This is a genomic window from Halomonas sp. Y3, from assembly GCF_024137965.1.
GTDB classification, from domain to species: Bacteria; Pseudomonadota; Gammaproteobacteria; order Pseudomonadales; family Halomonadaceae; genus Halomonas; species Halomonas mongoliensis.
The window spans coordinates 2,707,407-2,725,503 of record NZ_CP099975.1 but is presented as its reverse complement, the minus strand read 5'-3'; the positions used below and the strand labels follow the sequence as shown (position 1 = coordinate 2,725,503).

Below are 18,097 nucleotides of genomic sequence, written 5' to 3'. Positions count from 1 at the left end.
CTGCCAGAGAGGACCGGCTGGGGTAGAATGGTGCCAACTCCAGCCGGTGCCTCGTCATGTCTTCCCCACGCCTCTCTCCCCTCAGCCACTGCCGCCCTCGCTCTCCGCTGCCACAGGGTCAAGCAGGGGGTGAAGCGTGAGCCTGGGGCCCATCCTGGTCTTCGACTCCGGCGTTGGCGGTCTCTCCGTGGTGGCGGCCCTGCGCCATCGGTTGCCCGAGGCCGCCCTGGCCTACGCCTGCGACAACGCCATGCTCCCCTACGGGGTGCGCGAGGATAGCTGGCTGGTCCGGCGCATCCTGGCGGTCTGTGAGGCGGCGGTGGCCGCCAGCGGCTGCGTCACCCTGGTGGTGGCCTGCAATACCGCCAGCACCCTGGCGCTGGATGCCCTGCGCAGCCGGCTCTCGGTACCGGTGGTGGGTACCGTTCCGGCCATCAAGCCCGCCGCTGCGCTGTCGCGCAGTGGCCATATCGGCCTGCTGGCGACCAGTGCCACCGTGGCCCGCCCCTACACCCTGCGCCTGATCGAGACCTTTGCGGCCCACTGCCGGGTGACCCGGGTGGCCGCCGACGCCCTGGTGCGGGAGGCCGAGCGCTGGCTGGCCGGAGAGACGCCCGACGCCGAGGTGGTTCGCCAGGCCCTGGCGCCGCTGTGGGAGGACCCGGCGCTGGATACCGTGGTGCTGGGTTGTACCCATTTTCCCCTGCTGCGCGACGTCCTGGCCGCCGCGGCGCCCCGTGAGATCGCCTGGGTCGACTCCAGCGAGGCCATCGCCCGGCGCACCGCCCAGGTGGCGGCCGGCGTGGCGTCGCACCGGGGCCCGGGCGAGAGCTTCGCCACCGCCAGGGATCCGCGGCTGGCCGACGGCCTGGCGCACTTCGGCTTCGCTCCCCCGCAGCTGCTGCGGGTCCCCTGACGCGACCGATCTTCTTTTTTCTCCATTTTCCGAAGGAGGCTTCTTGGCCATTCCCGTTGTCGACCCTGCCCGCTATGACCAGCAGCTCGAGGCGAAGCGCCAGCGCATCACCGAGCAGTTCGCCCGCTTCTCGCCGCCGGCGCTGGAGGTCTACCCCTCGCCGCCCAGCCACTATCGCCAGCGCTGCGAGTTCCGGATCTGGCACGAGGGGGAGGATCTCTTCTATGCGATGTTCGAGGTGGACTCGGCGGATCCCAAAAAGAAGACCGTGGTGCGCCTGGATGACTACCCGGTGGCCAGCCGGCGCATCAATGCGCTGATGCCGGCGCTGCTCGACGCCATCCGTGACGTGCCGCTGCTGCGTCGCCGGCTCTTCCAGGTGGAGTTCCTGACCACCCTCGCCGGCGAGGCCCTGGTGACCCTGATCTACCACCGACCCCTGGACGAGGCCTGGGAGGCCGAGGCGCGCCGCCTGCAGGAGACCCTGGGCGTGATGATCATCGGCCGCTCCCGCAAGCAGCGCCTGGTGCTCGAGCGTGACCACGTCTGGGAGCGGCTCGAGGTGGAGGGGCGTGAGTTCGTCTACCAGCAGGTGGAGAACAGCTTCACCCAGCCCAATGCCGAGATCTGCCGCTCGATGCTGACCTGGGCCCGGGAGGTCACCCGGGACAGCCGGGACGGCGACCTGGTGGAGCTCTACTGCGGCAACGGCAACTTTACCGTGGCCCTGGCCGAGAACTTCCGCCGGGTGCTTGCCACCGAGATCTCGCGCACCTCGGTGGCCAGCGCCCGGGAGAACCTGGCCGCCAACGGCCTCGAGAATGTCACCGTGGGGCGGATGTCCGCCGAGGAGTTTGCCCAGGCGCTCCAGGGCGAGAAGGGCGGCCGCCGGGTGGCGGAGTGGGCCCTGGACGACTACGACTTCACCACCGTGCTGGTGGACCCGCCCCGGGCCGGTCTGGACGAGGCGAGCTGCCGCCAGCTCAGCGGCTACGCCCGCATCGTCTATATTTCATGTAATCCGGATACGCTGGAGGACAACCTGGCGCTGCTGACCGAGACCCACCGCATCACGCGCCTGGCGCTGTTCGACCAGTTTCCCTGGACCCACCACTGCGAGTGTGGCGTGCTGCTGGAGCGAAAGGGCTGACGTCGACCTTGGTCGCATCTGTCAAGCCTCGATGCCCAACCGTCATGCTCCATGAGCATGGCGGTATGCCGCTGGGGCCGGGCCGGAGAGTGGCGTAAGCTGACGCCAGGGCGCCCCTTCGGGCGCCGTGTCGAACACTTCCGGTCGCCGCGGCGGCCCCAGGCACGAGGTGAAGGATGCAGCACGTTGCGAACGACGACGCCAGACAGGATTTTCTCAAGCAGCTCGCCGAGCGGCTGACCGCCCGCCTGGAAGCGGGCAAGGCGGCGGAGGTGGAGGCCTTTGCCCGCTACTTCTACGCCTCCGTGCCCTTCGACGACCTCGAGAGCCGACGCCTGGATGACCTCTACGGTGCCACCCTCTCGGTGTGGCACTTTCTTCAGAATTTCGACGTGGCCGAACCCAAGGTGCGGGTCTTCAACCCGGACTTCGAGGAGCACGGCTGGCAGTCCTCCCATACCTTCGTGGCGGTGCTGCATGACGACATGCCCTTCCTGGTGGACTCGGTGCGCATCGAGCTCAACCGCCGCGGCATCACCGTGCATGCCATCCACAACGCCGTGCTGGCCACCGAGCGGGGCGCCGACCACCATCTCGTCCGGGTGGCCAGCCCCCGGGCGGCCGACGCCCCCGAGGGTCGGGAGTCGCTGATCGTCATCGAGGTCGATCGCCACTCCGACCCGGCGGTGCTGGCGGAGCTGCAGGCGAGCATCCACGAAGTGCTGGTGGACGTGCGCACCGCGGTGGCCGACTTCGAGCCGATGCGCGAGCGGGTCAAGGTGGCTCTGGAGGAGCTGCGCGCCGGCTGCCCGGCTCAGACCGACCCGGAGGCCCATGCGGAGGCGGTGGCCTTTCTCGAGTGGCTGCTGCGCGACAACTTCACCTTCCTCGGCTATGACGCCTACGAGACCGTCGACAAGGGAGGCAAGCAGCAGCTGGCCAAGGCCGACGGCAGCGAGCTCGGGGTGTTCCGCCTCGACCAGCCCCGCTACCGGGAGCGCATCCGCACCGAGCTCGGGGTCGAGGATGGCCGCTTCGTGCTGGTCCCGGAGCTGCTGACCTTCTCCAAGAGCGCCCACCATGCCCGGGTGCACCGCCCCACCTATCCCGACTATATCTCCATCGACCGCTACGATGAGCAGGGTAACCTGGTCGGCGAGCACCGCTTCCTGGGGCTCTTCACCGCCACCGTCTACAACGAGTCGCCGCGCAACGTGCCGATCCTGCGCCGCAAGCTCAAGGCGGTGATGGAGATCGCCGGCTTCAATCCCAAGGGGCACAACGGCAAGCATCTGCTGCACATCCTCGAGGTCTATCCCCGCGATGACCTCTTTCAGATCGACACCGAGGAGCTGGCCCAGACGGCCCTGGGCATCCTCAGCATCCGCGAGCGGCGCCGGGTCAGGCTCTTTATCCGCGAGGACCGTCCCGGGCGCTTCTACTCTTGCCTGGCCTTCGTGCCCCGAGACGTCTTCTCCACCGAGCTGCGCGTGCGCATTCAGGAGATGCTCTGCGAGGAGCTCGACGCCACCTTCGGCGACTTCAATACCTACCTCTCCGAGTCGGTGCTGGCGCGCATCCAGTTCATTCTGCGCTTCAAGGGCGACCGCCCGGTGGCCTACGACCTCAAGCGCCTGGAGGCCAAGCTGGCCAAGCTGGCCCGCAACTGGCGCGATGATCTCCAGGCCGCCTGCGTGGAGGGCTTCGGCGAGGAGAGTGCCAACCGGCTGATGGACCGCTTCCGCAACGGTTTCCCGGCCAGCTACCGGGATGACTTCAGCGCCCGCACCGCGGTCTATGACCTCCAGCATATCGGCGAGCTGGACGAGGGCGCGCCGCTCTCGCTGTCGCTCTACCGGCTGGTGGAAGAGGAGGGCAGCGGAGTCAACCTCAAGCTGTTCCACCGCGAGGTACCGATCCCGCTCTCCGACGTGCTGCCGATGATGGAGAACCTGGGGCTGCGGGTGATCGGTGAGCGTCCCTACGAGATCAAGGCGACCGATGCCGACTACTGGATCCATGACTTCGACCTGGAACACCACACCAGCGCCGAGGTGAACCTCCAGGAGATGCGCAAGCCCTTCATCGAGGCCTTCCAGCGTATCTGGGTCGGCGAGGCGGATAACGACGCCTTCAACCGCCTGATCATCGGCGCCAACCTCGACTGGCGGGAAGTCGCCATGCTGCGCGCCTACGCCCGCTACCTGAAGCAGATTCGCTTCGGTGTCTCCCAGGAGTACATGGCGGCCACCCTGGCCAGCCATCCCGAGATCACCCGGGAGCTGGTGACCCTTTTCGAGCTGCGCTTCGACCCCGAGGAGCGCCCCGCCGAGGGTGAGGTGGAGGCCTGCATCGAGCGTATCCATCGCCTGCTCGAGGATGTGGCGAGCCTCAACGATGATCAGCTGCTGCGCCGCTACCTGGAGCTGATCCAGGCCACCCTGCGCACCAACTACTACCAGACCCGCGAGGATGGCGGGCCCAAGGACTACATCGCCTTCAAGCTGGAGCCCGGCCGGGTGACCGGCATGCCAAAACCCAGGCCGGCCTTCGAGATCTTCGTCTGCTCGCCGCGTCTGGAGGGGGTACACCTGCGCGGCGGCAAGGTGGCTCGGGGCGGGCTGCGCTGGTCCGATCGCCTGGAGGATTTCCGCACCGAGGTGCTCGGCCTGGTCAAGGCCCAGCAGGTGAAGAACTCGGTAATCGTGCCGGTGGGCGCCAAGGGGGGCTTCGTCTGCAAGCGCCTGCCCGAGGGCGACCGCGAGGCCTTTCAGCGCGAGGGGGTAGAGTGCTACAAAACCTTCATCCGCGCCCTGCTGGATGTCACCGACAACCTCAAGGGGGGGGAGGTGGTGCCGCCCAGGGCGGTGGTGCGCCACGACGAGGATGACCCCTACCTGGTGGTGGCGGCGGACAAGGGCACCGCCACCTTCTCCGATATCGCCAACGCGATCTCCGCCGAGTATGGCCACTGGCTGGGCGACGCCTTCGCCTCCGGGGGGGCCAACGGCTACGACCACAAGAAGATGGGGATCACCGCCAAGGGGGCCTGGGAGTCGGTCAAGCGCCACTTCCGCAACCTCGGCGTCAACACCCAGCAGGACGAGTTCACCGTGGTGGGCATCGGCGACATGGGCGGCGATGTCTTCGGCAACGGCATGCTGCTCTCCGATCGGATTCGCCTGGTGGGCGCCTTCAACCACCTGCATATCTTCGTCGACCCCGACCCCGATGCCTCGGCCACCTTCGCCGAGCGCCAGCGGCTCTTCGAGATGCCGAGGTCGAGCTGGGAGGACTTCGATGCCAGCCTGATCTCCGAGGGGGGCGGGGTCTTCAAGCGCAGCGCCAAGTCGGTCCCGATCTCCAAGCAGATGAAGCAGCGCTTCGGGATCCGGGAGGAGCGGCTCTCGCCCAGCGAGCTGATTCGCGCCATGCTCAGGTCCGAGGTCGATCTGGTCTGGAACGGCGGGATCGGCACCTACGTCAAGGGCAGCGCCGAGAGCGACGCCGACGTGGGTGACAAGGCCAATGACGCCCTGCGCATCAACGGTGGCGAGCTCAACTGCCGGGTGGTGGGCGAAGGGGGCAACCTCGGCTTCACCCAGCGTGGTCGGATGGAGGCAGCGGCCCGGGGCGTGCGACTCAATACCGACTTCATCGATAACGCCGGCGGGGTGAACTGCTCCGACCACGAGGTCAATATCAAGATCCTGATCGATGAGGTGGTCAAGCGCGGGGATATGACCGACAAGCAGCGCAACCAGCTGCTGGCCGACATGACCGGCGAGGTCTCCGAGCTGGTGCTGCGGGACAACTATCGCCAGACCCAGGCGCTGGACCTGGCCGAGCGGCTCTCCCGGGAGGGGATCGGCCCCTTCCGCCGCTTCATCAGCGAGCTGGAGGCCCAGGGCCTGCTGGATAGGGAGCTGGAGTTCCTGCCCGCCGACGAGGTGCTGGAAGAGCGCGCGGCCGCCCAGCAGGGCATGCTGCTGCCGGAGCTGGCGGTGCTGATCTCCTACGCCAAGAGCGTGCTCAAGGGCGACCTCATCACCTCCGACGTGCCCGATGATGCCGTCATGGAGCGCCACGTGGAGCGTCTCTTTCCCGCCGTGCTGGTCAAGCACTACCGCGACGAACTGTATGAGCACCGCCTGAAGCGGGAGATCGTCGCCACCCAGGTGGCCTGTGACCTGGTCGACCATATGGGCATCGTCTTCGTGCGCCGGCTGATCGATGCCACCGGCGCCAGCCGCGCCGAGATCGCCCGCGCCTATGTCATCGCCCGGGAGGTGTTCCAGCTCGACCAGCTCTGGGAGCAGATCGAGGCGCTGGATAACCAGGTGGCGAGCCAGGTGCAGTACGGCATGATGCTGGACCTGATGCGGCTGATTCGCCGGGCGACCCGCTGGTTCGTGCGGGCGCGGCTGGGGCCGGATACCCTCGACCTTATCGACTACTTTGCCCCGCGCCTGGCCCAGCTCCGGGAGGGGGTCGGCAAGCGGCTGCGCGGCGAGGAGCTCGAGGCCTGGGAGGCGCGGCGTGCGGAACTCATCGAGGCCGGGGTGCCCGAGGCGCTGGCCGCCAGTGTGGCCGCGGCGGGGAGCCTCTATGCCGGCCTCGGCATCATCCAGGCGGCCCGCCAGACCAACGAGAAGCCGCAGAAGGTGGCCGAGGTCTTCTACGAGATCGGCTCTCGCCTGGAGCTGCCGTGGCTGATCGGCCAGATCACCGCGCTCAAGGTCCGCGACAGCTGGCAGGCCCAGGCTCGGGATACCTTCCGCGACGACGTCGACCGTCAGCAGCTGGCGCTCACCGTCAGCGTGCTGGAAATGGAAGGGGGTGCCCAGGCCGGCGCCGAGCGGGTCGATCGGTGGCTGGAGCAGAATGCCGACATGCACAGCCGCTGGTGTCGCCTGCTGGAGCAGGTGGGCAGCGGCACCCAGGGCGGCTTCCCGCTGTTTGCCGTGGCCGTGCGTGAGCTGGTGGATCTCGCCGAGAGCAGCCGGCAGGAGTGAGGCCCTGGTGGACTGGCCCCGTGGCCGGCCCGTGAAACGCGAACCCCGCCCATCGGCGGGGTTCGTCGTCATGGGCCGGGGGCGCTGCTATACTCTCGCCCGCTCGCTTTCCTGCCTGTCTGCCATCGTCACCTCGGAGATGCCATGTATTCCCTCGCCCGCTCGCTCCTCTTTCGCCTCGATGCCGAGACCGCCCACGGGGTCGCCCTCAGGGGCCTCGATGCCGCCGCGCGTCTGGGGTTGGCGGGACGCCTGGGAGGAGAGCGGGTCGAGGACCCGGTGGAGCTGATGGGGCTGCGTTTCCCCAACCGAGTGGGCCTGGCCGCCGGTCTCGACAAGAACGCCGACCACCTGGATGCCCTGGGAGCGCTGGGCTTCGGCTTCGTCGAGGTGGGCACCGTGACCCCCAAGGCTCAGGCGGGCAACCCGCGGCCGCGGCTCTTCCGCCTGCCCGAGGCCGGCGCCATCATCAACCGCATGGGGTTCAACAACGCCGGGGTCGACCATCTGGTCGAGCGGGTCAAGGCGAGCCGCTATGACGGCGTGATCGGCATCAATATCGGCAAGAACCTCACCACGCCGGTGGAGCGGGCGGTGGACGACTACCTGGCCTGCCTCGGCAAGGTGCACGCCCACGCCCACTACATCACCGTGAACATCTCCTCGCCCAATACCCCGGGGCTGCGTAACCTGCAGTTCGGCGAGCAGCTCGATGGCCTGCTCTCAGCGCTGCGCGAGGAGGGGAGCCGCCTGGACCGCGAGAGCGGCCGGCGGGTCCCCCTGGCGGTGAAGATCGCCCCGGACATGGACGCCGAGGAGGTCGGCCTGGTGGCTCAGTGCCTGGCCAACAACGCCATCGATGCGGTGATCGCCACCAATACCACCATCGCCCGGGAGGCGGTGGCGGGGCTGCCCCACGCCGAGGAGGCCGGAGGGCTCTCCGGTCGGCCGGTGTTCGAGGCCTCCAATGCGGTGATCCGCGAGTTGCGTCGGCGGCTTCCGGAGATGCCGATCATCGGCGTTGGCGGCATCGACAGCGGCGCGGCGGCGCTGGCCAAGCGCGAGGCCGGCGCCGACCTGGTGCAGCTCTATTCGGGCTTCATCTATCGGGGCCCCGCCCTGGTAGGCGAGTGTGCCCGGGCGCTGCGGGGGAAGGGCGCTGACTGAGGACCCAAAAAAGCCCGTGGCGTTTGCCACGGGCTCGATGGGGAGTGAACCTCTGCAAGAGTCGATGAAAGAGGATAGGAGTAGTGGGTTCACATCACCATGGGGTTCTTGTGGATGCCGGAGACGCCAGTCATGCCGGCCCATTGATCCCCACGACCTTCACGCCAACCGCTCATCCAGTATTCGCGTAGATTGACGTCCTGACTGGGACAATCATCGCGGGAGCGACCTGAGACACCTGCCTTGTAGCCATGAATGTAGGCACGCTGGAAGCGATCACGTTTCTGTCGTTTCATTCGGACTACCTCTTGATAAGGTATCTGACTGGTGCCCTCCGCTGGCGCAGGGGGCACCGTAACGTGCAAGGGACTCGCTGGGTAAAGCGGCAAGCCCGTTGACAGGAAACGCATGCGTGTTTCAGTAGCTACTGAGCTATTGATAGCCCACTTCGAACAGGCTTGTCGACCCCCGATTTGTAACTGCATGTTCACCCGCCTGTCATGGCGGAGACCCATCCATCTGTTAGCCGGTATCACATCATGAACGCCCCACGACACGACGCCCCGCTGGACCTTCTTGCCACCTGTCCCCAGGGGCTGGAGCTGCTGCTGGCAGAGGAGATCGCCGAGCTTGGCGGCGAGCCCGGCAAGACCACGGTGGGCGGGGTCAACCTGAGCGCCGACCTGGTCTCCGCCTATCGCCTCTGCCTCTGGTCCCGGCTGGCTAACCGGGTGGTGCTCTGCCTGGCTCGGGAAGAGGGCATCGAGACCCCCGAGCAGCTGCGCGCTGCCGTCACGGGCATCGACTGGACGCGCCACCTTGCCCCGGGCAGCACCCTGGCGGTGGACTTCCACGGGCGCAGCGACGCCATTCGCCACACCCGCTTCGGGGCCCAGACCGTCAAGGATGGGGTGGTCGACCGCCTCCAGGCGGCGGGGCTGCCGCGCCCCTCCGTGGAGCTCAAGCAGCCCGACCTGCGACTCTATGCCCACCTGCATCGCGGCAGGCTGACGCTGGGCATCGACCTCTCCGGCGAGAGCCTGCATCGTCGCGGCTACCGCCGCGACGTGGGCCACGCCCCGCTCAAGGAGAACCTGGCGGCGGCGCTGCTGGTGCGCGCAGGCTGGCCGGCCCTGGCGCGCCAGGGAGTTCCCCTGGTGGACCCCCTGTGCGGCGCCGGTACCCTGCTGATCGAGGCGGCCATGATGGCCGCCGACATGGCCCCCAACCTCATGCGCGAGCGCTTCGGCTTTCACGGCTGGATGGGCCACGACGAGGCGGCCTGGCGCGAGCTGAAGCGCGAGGCCGAAGCCCGGGCCGGCATCGGCCGCAGGCGCTGCCGGTCGCACTTTTACGGCTTCGACCAGAGCCCGGCGGCGCTCGCCGCGGCCAAGGCCAACGCCATGCGCGCCGGCATTCCGGCGCTCATCACCCTCGAGGGGGCGGGGCTAGGCGAGCTGGCGCGACCGTCGGGGCTCCCCGACCTGCCGGGCCTTGTGGTCACCAACCCTCCCTACGGGGAGCGCCTTGGCGAACTCCCTGAGCTGGTGACCCTTTATGCGCGGCTGGGCGAGCGTGTCCGGGCGGCCTTTCCCGGCTGGCAGCTGGCGGTCTTTACCGCCAATCCGGATCTCGGCCACCGCATCGGCCTGCGGGCCCACAAGCAGTACGCCCTGCGCAACGGCCCCCTGGAGGCGAAGCTGCTGCTGATGGCGGTGCCCGAGGAGGGCGAGAGGGCCGGCGAGTCGCAGGAGGCGCCGCGGCGCTCGGAAGGGGCCCAGATGCTGGCCAACCGCCTGGAGAAGAATCGCCGGCGGCTCAAGAAGTGGCTCAAGAAGAGCGGCGAGACCTGCTATCGGCTCTACGATGCCGACATGCCGGAGTACGCCCTGGCTATCGACGTCTACGGCGACCGGGTCCATGTGCAGGAGTATGCGGCCCCCAAGTCGGTGGAGGCCGCCCAGGCTCAGAAGCGGCTCTTCGAGGCGCTGGCGGTGATCCCCGAGGTGCTCGAGGTCGACCCGGCCCGGGTGGTGGTCAAGCGTCGTGAGCGCCAGAGCGGCCGAGCCCAGTACCAGAAGCAGGCCGCCACCGGCGAGCGCTTCGAGGTGCGCGAAGGGCCGGCGCGGCTGTGGGTCAACCTGCGCGACTACCTGGATACCGGTCTCTTCCTGGACCACCGGCCGGTGCGGCGGATGCTGCGCGAGATGGCGGCCGGCAAGCGCTTTCTCAATCTCTTCTGCTATACCGCCACCGCCACGGTGCAGGCGGCCCTGGGCGGGGCCAGCGAGAGCGTCAGCGTGGACCTCTCCAACACCTACCTGGAGTGGGCCCGGGACAATTTCGCCCTCAACCGCCTCGACCCCGGCCGCCATCGGGTGGTGCGCGACGACTGCCTGCGCTGGCTGCAGACCGCCGGGGCGCAGTTCGACCTGATCTTCATGGACCCGCCCACCTTCTCCAACTCCAAGAAGATGGCGGACACCCTGGACGTGCAGCGCGACCACGGCCGCCTGGTGCGCCTGGCCATGGCGCGGCTAGCGCCGGGGGGCACCCTGGTATTTTCCAACAACCAGCGCCGCTTCAAGCTGGATGCCGACCTGGCGGAGCACTACGCGGTGGAAGATATCTCGGCGAAGACCTTCGACCCGGATTTCAATCGCAACCCCGACCTGCACCACGTCTTCGTGATTCGCCACCGGGAGGAAGCGGCATGAGACCTTCGACCCGCTTTTTACTTTGCAATCGCAACCCCGACCTGCACCACGTCTTCGTGATTCGCCACCGGGAGGAAGCGGCATGAGACCTTCGACCCGCTTTTTACTTTGCAATCGCAACCCCGACCTGCACCACGTCTTCGTGATTCGCCACCGGGAGGAAGCGGCATGAGACCTTCGACCCGCTTTTTACTTTGCAATCGCAACCCCGACCTGCACCACGTCTTCGTGATTCGCCATCGGGAGGTGCGCGCATGATCCGCCTGACGCTCTACACCACCCTGGGCTGCCACCTCTGCCATCAGCTCGAGGCGCTACTGGCCACCCTCTGCGCCGGCGACTACTGCCTGGAGCGGGTCGAGATCAGCGAGGACGACGCCCTGATGGAGCGCTACGGGGTGCGGATTCCGGTGCTGGCGGACGCCGAGGGCCGGGAGCTGAACCGCGGCTTCGACGCGCCGCGCCTGGCGGCCTGGCTGGCAGAGCGGGGCTGGCTGGATACGTCCGCCTGGGAGGCGCTGCGCCGCCAGCTGGAAGGCGAGGCGCCGCCCCGCGAGGTGCGCGGGGCCGAGATGCGTGACGGGCGGCGCTACCTGGGTTAGCGCCTAGAGGGCGTCGAGGAGCGAGAGCTGGCTGACCGCCTCGCGCCCCTCGGGGCTTTCGTCCTCCACCTCCAGCACCTTGCGAAAGCCCCGGGAGGCCTGGATGGTGGCCTCATCGGCCAGCCACATCATCGCCTGGTCATGATCATCGGCCAGCTGGTGCTTGAGCCCGCCGAACTGAGTGCCGATCTGTCCCCAGGCGCGGCTGAAGATCCAGTCGCCGAACATGTCCTGATGGATATGCACCAGCACATAGTCATGGTCGGTTTCCCAGCGGATGATCATCAGGGCTCCTGGCGGATCGAGGCTCCCCATGGTGGCGGGGGGATGGTAGGTTGGTGCGTATTGTAGTCGCCTGAGAAATGGGAACAAGAGACCATGCGAATCCTTGTCGATGCCGATGTCCCGGCCGCCGAGGCCTGCTTAGGCGCGCTGGGTGAGCTGATCCGCCGGCCGGGGCGTGAGATCACGGCCCATGACCTGCGTGATGTCGATGCCCTGGTGGTGCGCTCCATCACCCGGGTGGATGAAGCGCTGCTGGCCCAGGCGAACCGGCTGCGCTTCGTCGGTACCTGCACCATCGGCACCGACCATATCGAGACCGCGCTGCTTGCCGAGCGAGGCATCGCCTTCGCCAGCGCCCCGGGCTGCAACGCCGAGGCGGTGGTGGACCATGTGCTCGGCAGCCTCGCCACCCTGGCCGAGCGCCAGGGGTGGCGGCTCACCGAGCGGCGGGTGGGCGTTGTGGGCGCCGGCAACGTGGGCGGGCGCCTGCTGGGCCGCCTCGCCGCCATGGGCATCGACTGCCTGGCCTGCGACCCGCCCAGGGTCACGGCAGAGAGTGCCGCGGGGCAATCTCTGTCCGGCTTCGTCGACCTCGAGACGCTGATCGACGAGTGCGACGTGCTCTGCCTGCATACCCCGCTGGTGCGCGAGGGGCCCCATGCCACCCATCACCTGCTCGACGCCGAAGCGATCGCCGAGCTGGCGCCCGGTACCGTGCTGCTCAACGCCGGCCGCGGCGACTGCCTGGACGGCGCGGCGCTGCGCCAGCGGCTGGCGGGGGAGGGCGATATCAGCGCGGTGCTCGACGTCTGGGAGGACGAGCCCGCCATCGACGCCGCCCTGTGCGACCTCGCCGAGATCGCCACGCCCCACGTGGCCGGCCACAGCCTGGACGGCAAGCGCCGCGGCACCCATATGATCTACCGGGCGCTCTGCCGTGAGCTCGGGCTCCCCGCTCGGGTCACCCTCGATGCGCTGCTGCCTTCCCCGCCCCTGCGCCGCCTGGCGCTGGGCCCGGGCCTCGACCCCGAAGAAGCGCTGCGGCTCTGCCTGCGCGCCGTTCACGACGTGCGCCGGGACCACGACAGCCTGCGCCGGGAAAGCCGCCGTCAGGGCATGGCGCAAGGCTTCGATGCCTGCCGGGCGAACTACCCCCTGCGCCGGGAGTTTTCCACCCTTGAGGTGGAGCTGACCGAGCCCGACGCCGCCCTGGCGGCGCTACTGACGGGAGCGGGCTTTCGGCTGCTACACGGCGATGATGGCAAGAGTCGATAGGATCATCCGAACTGCCCTTTGCATCCCTGGCGGCCCCGGCATACGCTGAAATACAGCAAGCCAGCCGAGGCGGCTGGCCAGCGAGCTCAAAGAGGCGCATCACACCGCATGGATGGCAGGTGCCAAGCCAGCATGCAGTGGGGCGGTAGCGTGCCTGAATGACCGAGCGAGCAGGCACGCGAATCCTTCTTATGTAGCCAAGCTATTCTTAATTTCAAAGGAAATCAGTTGGTTAGTGGAAAAGTTGCACGCTCGTTTATTGACTTGAACGAGCGCGCGCGTTCAAGTCAATAAACGAGCGTGCTGTCTAATACCTGTTGAACTAAACCGCTTCGCGGTAGCTGTCGTCGAATCCTGTCTCTCGCTTTACCGAACCACACTGTTCATTGACCCCCGAGGGTCACTGAACAGGAGTGACGACGATGACTGCCTTACGACAGGCGATGATTGAGGCCATGCGTCAGCATGGCTTCGCACAACGCACCCAGCATACCTACCTGATGGTGATCACTGACCTGGCGCGCTATTTCCACCGACCGCCAGACACGTTGAGCCCTGACGACCTGCAGCGCTTCTTCAACCACCTGGTTCAGGAGCGCGGTTTGTCAGCCGCCAGCTGCCGCGTCTATCTGCACGGCGTGCGATTCCTGTACCTCCACGTGTTGCACTGGCCGTCGGTTGAGGTATCGCCCGTGGTGCCGAAGACACCGCAACGGATTCCGGAATTGCTGACTCGCGACGACGTCCGGCGGATCCTGGCCGCGTGCCAAAACCCCAAGCATCGCATGATGCTCGAACTGTGCTATGGCTGCGGGTTGCGCGTGAGTGAGGTCTGCCACCTGCGGGTCCGGGACATCGACAGCCAGCGTGGCCAGCTACGTGTCACCCAGGGCAAGGGCGCGAAGGATCGCATGGTCTTGCTATCGGTGACCCTGCTCGATCGCCTGCGTGATTACTGGCGTGCCTACCGGCCGCCGACTTGGCTGTTTCCGAGCGCGCTGTTCCCGGATCGCGCGCTGCATCCGAGCGCGCCGCAGAAGGCCTTTACCCAGGCCAAGCGCCAGGCTGGTATAGAACGGGTCGGTGGCATTCACAGCCTGCGCCATGCCTACGCCACGCATGTCCTGGAGCAGGGTATGCCCGTCCATCAGCTTCAACGGTTGCTGGGCCACCGAAGCGTCCAGTCGACGATGCGCTACCTGCACTGGCTGCCGGGCCAGCAGGGGATGAGTCAGGGCCCCATCGACCTGGTGGCCGGCCTGGAGGTGGCCCATGACTGAGACAGCCACCCTCCAACAGGCCCTGGCTCGCTTTTTCAATCCGGCCGGCCTGGATCGTCAGCGCCAACGCGTATGCCGCTATCTACTCGCCTGTCGCACCGAGGCGATGGGCGGGACGGTCTTGCAGTGTACGGACTGCGACCACACCCAGCCGCACTACTTTGGCTGTCGCGATCGCCACTGCCCGCAGTGTCAAGGCCGCGCCATGCATCAGTGGGCCGAGCGTCAGCAGGCGAACATCCTGCCGGTGCGCTACTACCACGTCGTGTTCACCCTGCCGCACAGCCTCAACGGCTGGGTCCAGCTTCACCCCGAGGCCAGGGAAAACGCATGAAAAACCGCTCTATGACGGGCTTCGTGGCGCTTTACCAGTAGGAGCTAATGTGGTCATCTAACGACTTTTGCTCATGGATGACCTCATGCTGACACCATCGCTTATGCACCATTTATCGATCGTTCCCGACTTCCGCCAGGCCTGGAAAGTGCAGCATCAGCTGTCGGATATCCTGTTCCTGACGGTCTGTGCAGTGATCTGTGGTGCCGAGGGTTGGGACGAAATCGAGGACTTTGGCCACGCGAAGCTCGATTTTCTCCGTCAGTACGGCGATTTTGAGGCTGGCGTGCCCAGCCATGACACCTTGGCCAGGGTCATGGCCCTGGTGAATGCCGAGCAGTTGCAAAGCGCATTCGCCGAGTGGATGAAGGCCTGTCACGATGTGACGGAGGGCGCGGTGGTGGCCATCGATGGCAAGACGCTGCGAGGGTCGTACTGCCGAGGGAAGGGCAAAGGGGCGATACACATGGTCAGTGCCTTCAGTGCGGCGAATGGCGTGGTGCTGGGCCAGGTCAAGACGGCGGAGAAATCCAACGAGATCACGGCGATTCCCGAGCTACTCAAGCTTCTCAATCTGCAAGGTTGCTTGGTGACGATCGATGCCATGGGTTGCCAAAAGAAGATCGCCACTCAGGTGCTGCGGAAGGGCGCCGATTACCTGTTGTCGGTGAAGGAAAATCAGCCAGCCCTGGCGGATGCCTTCGAGGCAGCGTTTCCCATGCCCAAGGTGGTCAACTTTGAAGGGGATGCGTATGTCACGGACGAGAAGAATCGGGGCCGGCAAGAGACTCGATACCATATTGTCAGCGAGGTTACTGAAGAATTTCAGGAGCTTAGCTATGAATGGCCAGGCCTGAAAACGGTGGGCGTGGTGATGAGTTTCCGCCAGGAAGGCGATGAGGTGCCAGAAGCCCCGATGATCCGCTACTACATCAGCTCTGCCGAGCTGAGCGCCAAGAAGCTCGCCGAAGCGGCTCGCCAGCATTGGTTTGTCGAGAATAAGCTCCACTGGTCCTTGGACGTCGCGCTCCGCGAGGATGCTTGCAAAATCCACCGCGGTCAGGCGGCGGAAAACCTCGCCAGGATGCGCCATATCGCCTTGAATTACCTGAAAGGGGAGAGCCGTTTCAAAGGCGGCATCCGGCGAAAGCAGAAGAAAGCGGCACTGGATGAGACTTACCTCGCAGACATTCTCGCGGTGTAGGGTTTTTCATGCGTTTTCCCTGCACCCCGAGGTGATTTACCGACTGCTGTTCCAGAGTGCCTGGCACACCCTCCGATCCTTCGGTCGCGATCCCAAGCGTCTCGGCGGCGAGATGGGCATGAGCGCCGTGCTTCACACCTGGGGCCAGAACCTGAGCCAGCACGTGCACCTGCATTGCCTGGTCCCGGGCGGTGCGCTGGGCGACGATGGCGGCTGGCATGGGGCTCGCAGCCATTATCTGTTCCCGGTCCGAGCCCTGTCGCGCCACTTTCGCGGGCACCTGGTCAGTGGGCTGCGTCAGGCCGCCACGGCTGGCGAACTCCACCGAGTCACCCGGCCCGGTGACGTCGATGACCAGCTCAACGCCCTGATGGTCACCGAGTGGGTGGTTTACAGCAAGGACTGTCTCGAACACACCGACACGGTGGTGCGCTACCTGGCGCGCTACACGCGACGGATCGCTATCAGCAACGCCCGCATCCTCGCGGTGGACGACCGCCAGGTGACCCTGCGCTACAAGGACTACCGCGACCGTGATCGGCGGAAACAGCTCGTCCTCGATGGCGAGGAGTTCGTGCGCCGCTTCCTGCTCCACGTCCTACCCAAGGGGCTGATGCGGGTACGTCACTACGGCTTTCTGGCCAATCGTTGCCGGCGACGACGCCTGGCACAGATCCGCCAAGCGCTGGCAGTCGCTGAGGTGACGCCGGATGCCGATTCTGCCGCCAGCGACCCGGAGCCGACCTACACCTGCCCGCACTGCCAGCAACCGACACTGCGGGTGATCGGGACCCTCGCCCCGCGCAGACCCACATGTGGCCGACCACCGAACCACAGGGAGCAACGTTATCGAGCATGAAGTAACGCCATAACCCACAACGGACTCGACTATCCGGCCCGCTCGCGGGTTGCGGCGGCGCTCGTCTCGGTGATGGATGTTGGCGAGCAGGCGCGCTACATTGGGGCAAATTGGCCCCAGAGGGAACGGTGATCATGGTCAACATCACGGCTCGAACGCGTCACCACAGGTCTGTATCTGCGCGACCGGATGCCCCACCGGATGCCCCAGGCCGCACTCCGAAGAATACAATACCCTATAGAAGCTGCAGAGCAGCCTGATGGGCGGCTTAGTCCAACAGGCATTTATACGCCATGCTCCGCACGGCGAAGAAATGCTGAACAGTTAGATTTCCAAGGAGAGATTGTGCAAGACGATATTCGTAGAGTTGCTGAGTCGTTCAAAAAACAGGCGAACGTGCTTGCACAAGAAGAATCTATTCAGCATTTTGAGATGCAAAAGGAAAAGTACAAAAAAGAGTACACGGCTTTTATCGATAGCTATGAGCAAGATATTTGCTATCTTTGCGGGAAGCCGTTTAAAACAATAAGCATGGCCACCCCTTGCGCGCACTGGTTACTGCGTAGATGTAAATTTAAAAAGAAAGATTTTCCAAAAATTGTAGAAAATTATGACTTCTATCAAATTTCGGCATTTTTAAGGTGGGTTGCTAATGCAGAGTCAAGAGTAAGAAACATCAATAATCTCAAGGAAGAAAGCAGCGATAGAAAAATATTCGAGGTAACAATTAAGTGGAAGAATGTTGAATGGACTTTCGATTGCTCAAAAAATGACTTTGAAGGTCATGCTGGGACAAAAACTGATTTTCCTCACTGGCATTTTCAGATGAGGATCGATGGTAATCAGTTTATAAACTTTAATGACTACCACATTCCTCTTTCCAAAGATGATCAGTTGAAAATCGTTTTAGAAAATGACCCAGATTCGGGATTCATACACTCATTCGGGCCTGGCGGTCAGGGAATGCAAGAGCATATGGATCGCTTTGCAGAAAGCCCTGATGAGTTCATTGAAAATGCACTATCTACTTCTAACCCAGAGGAAGGTTCTGTGCATATGCAATCGATAATCAGAGGCCCTGAAGATGGAATACCCGGAGAAAAAATTGATGCAGCTATGAAAATGGCCAGAGAAACTGGAAAAACTCTTGCTCATTGTTTTAGGGTGGTTTTGGGAGACGAAGAAGGTGTTTCGATGTCAACAATTGCAAGCCCCGCCGAAAGCGTACCTGAAATTGCAAAGCGGACTGAGCGTAAGAGAAGGTAAATCTAACCAAGCGCTGCTGTCGGACAA

At 65.2% G+C, this 18,097-nt stretch carries 14 protein-coding genes; 12 read left to right on the top strand and 2 right to left on the bottom strand.

Annotated features, from left to right (window positions below; translation table 11 throughout):
• The first annotated feature begins 136 nt into the window (after positions 1-136).
• The 4 genes from murI (at position 137) to NHL60_RS12960 (ending at position 8,248) form a co-directional block, all read left to right on the top strand.
• A complete protein-coding gene (murI, locus tag NHL60_RS12975) occupies positions 137-916 on the top strand; it encodes a glutamate racemase (protein ID WP_253444002.1) in 780 nt (259 codons plus the stop codon).
• 43 nt (positions 917-959) lie between these two features.
• Positions 960-2,066 carry a tRNA (uridine(54)-C5)-methyltransferase TrmA gene (gene trmA / locus NHL60_RS12970; protein ID WP_253444000.1) on the top strand — a complete coding sequence of 369 codons (1,107 nt, stop codon included), beginning with the start codon at positions 960-962 and terminating at the stop codon, positions 2,064-2,066.
• Between the two features lie 176 nt (positions 2,067-2,242).
• Complete coding sequence (locus tag NHL60_RS12965; protein ID WP_253443997.1) at positions 2,243-7,081, top strand: NAD-glutamate dehydrogenase; 4,839 nt, start codon at positions 2,243-2,245, stop codon at positions 7,079-7,081.
• A gap of 144 nt (positions 7,082-7,225) precedes the next feature.
• A complete protein-coding gene (locus tag NHL60_RS12960; RefSeq protein WP_253443994.1) occupies positions 7,226-8,248 on the top strand; it encodes a quinone-dependent dihydroorotate dehydrogenase in 1,023 nt (340 codons plus the stop codon).
• Positions 8,249-8,337: 89 nt separating this feature from the next.
• Here the strand turns inward: NHL60_RS12960 and rmf are convergent, their stop codons facing one another.
• A complete protein-coding gene (gene rmf / locus NHL60_RS12955; protein ID WP_253443991.1) occupies positions 8,338-8,544 on the bottom strand; it encodes a ribosome modulation factor in 207 nt (68 codons plus the stop codon).
• Positions 8,545-8,787: 243 nt separating this feature from the next.
• Between rmf and rlmKL the strand changes: the two genes are divergently transcribed.
• Positions 8,788-10,965, top strand: coding sequence for a bifunctional 23S rRNA (guanine(2069)-N(7))-methyltransferase RlmK/23S rRNA (guanine(2445)-N(2))-methyltransferase RlmL (rlmKL, locus tag NHL60_RS12950; RefSeq protein WP_253443988.1), 2,178 nt, complete (start codon positions 8,788-8,790; stop codon positions 10,963-10,965).
• A 254-nt stretch (positions 10,966-11,219) separates the two neighbouring features.
• The gene (locus NHL60_RS12945; protein WP_253443985.1) at positions 11,220-11,567 is read left to right on the top strand and encodes a glutaredoxin family protein; all 348 of its coding nucleotides are present in this window, start codon (positions 11,220-11,222) and stop codon (positions 11,565-11,567) included.
• Between the two features lie 3 nt (positions 11,568-11,570).
• Here NHL60_RS12945 and NHL60_RS12940 read toward each other — a convergent pair whose 3' ends face one another.
• Positions 11,571-11,852 carry a hypothetical protein gene (locus NHL60_RS12940; protein WP_253443983.1) on the bottom strand — a complete coding sequence of 94 codons (282 nt, stop codon included), beginning with the start codon at positions 11,850-11,852 and terminating at the stop codon, positions 11,571-11,573.
• 93 nt (positions 11,853-11,945) lie between these two features.
• Between NHL60_RS12940 and pdxB the strand changes: the two genes are divergently transcribed.
• The 6 genes from pdxB (at position 11,946) to NHL60_RS12910 (ending at position 18,070) form a co-directional block, all read left to right on the top strand.
• On the top strand, positions 11,946-13,127 hold the full coding sequence (gene pdxB, locus NHL60_RS12935; RefSeq protein ID WP_253443980.1) for a 4-phosphoerythronate dehydrogenase PdxB: 1,182 nt from the start codon (positions 11,946-11,948) through the stop codon (positions 13,125-13,127).
• A gap of 422 nt (positions 13,128-13,549) precedes the next feature.
• Positions 13,550-14,407: a site-specific integrase gene (locus tag NHL60_RS12930; protein WP_253443977.1), complete on the top strand. Its 858-nt coding sequence runs from the start codon at positions 13,550-13,552 to the stop codon at positions 14,405-14,407.
• Positions 14,400-14,741 carry a transposase zinc-binding domain-containing protein gene (locus NHL60_RS12925; RefSeq protein WP_253443962.1) on the top strand — a complete coding sequence of 114 codons (342 nt, stop codon included), beginning with the start codon at positions 14,400-14,402 and terminating at the stop codon, positions 14,739-14,741. The genes NHL60_RS12930 and NHL60_RS12925 overlap by 8 nt, the downstream gene beginning before the upstream one ends.
• Positions 14,742-14,826: 85 nt before the next feature.
• Positions 14,827-15,945 carry an ISAs1 family transposase gene (locus tag NHL60_RS12920; protein WP_253452053.1) on the top strand — a complete coding sequence of 373 codons (1,119 nt, stop codon included), beginning with the start codon at positions 14,827-14,829 and terminating at the stop codon, positions 15,943-15,945.
• 118 nt (positions 15,946-16,063) lie between these two features.
• A complete protein-coding gene (locus tag NHL60_RS12915; RefSeq protein WP_253443959.1) occupies positions 16,064-16,804 on the top strand; it encodes a transposase in 741 nt (246 codons plus the stop codon).
• Between the two features lie 345 nt (positions 16,805-17,149).
• On the top strand, positions 17,150-18,070 hold the full coding sequence (locus NHL60_RS12910; RefSeq protein WP_253443956.1) for a hypothetical protein: 921 nt from the start codon (positions 17,150-17,152) through the stop codon (positions 18,068-18,070).
• Positions 18,071-18,097 lie beyond the last annotated feature (27 nt).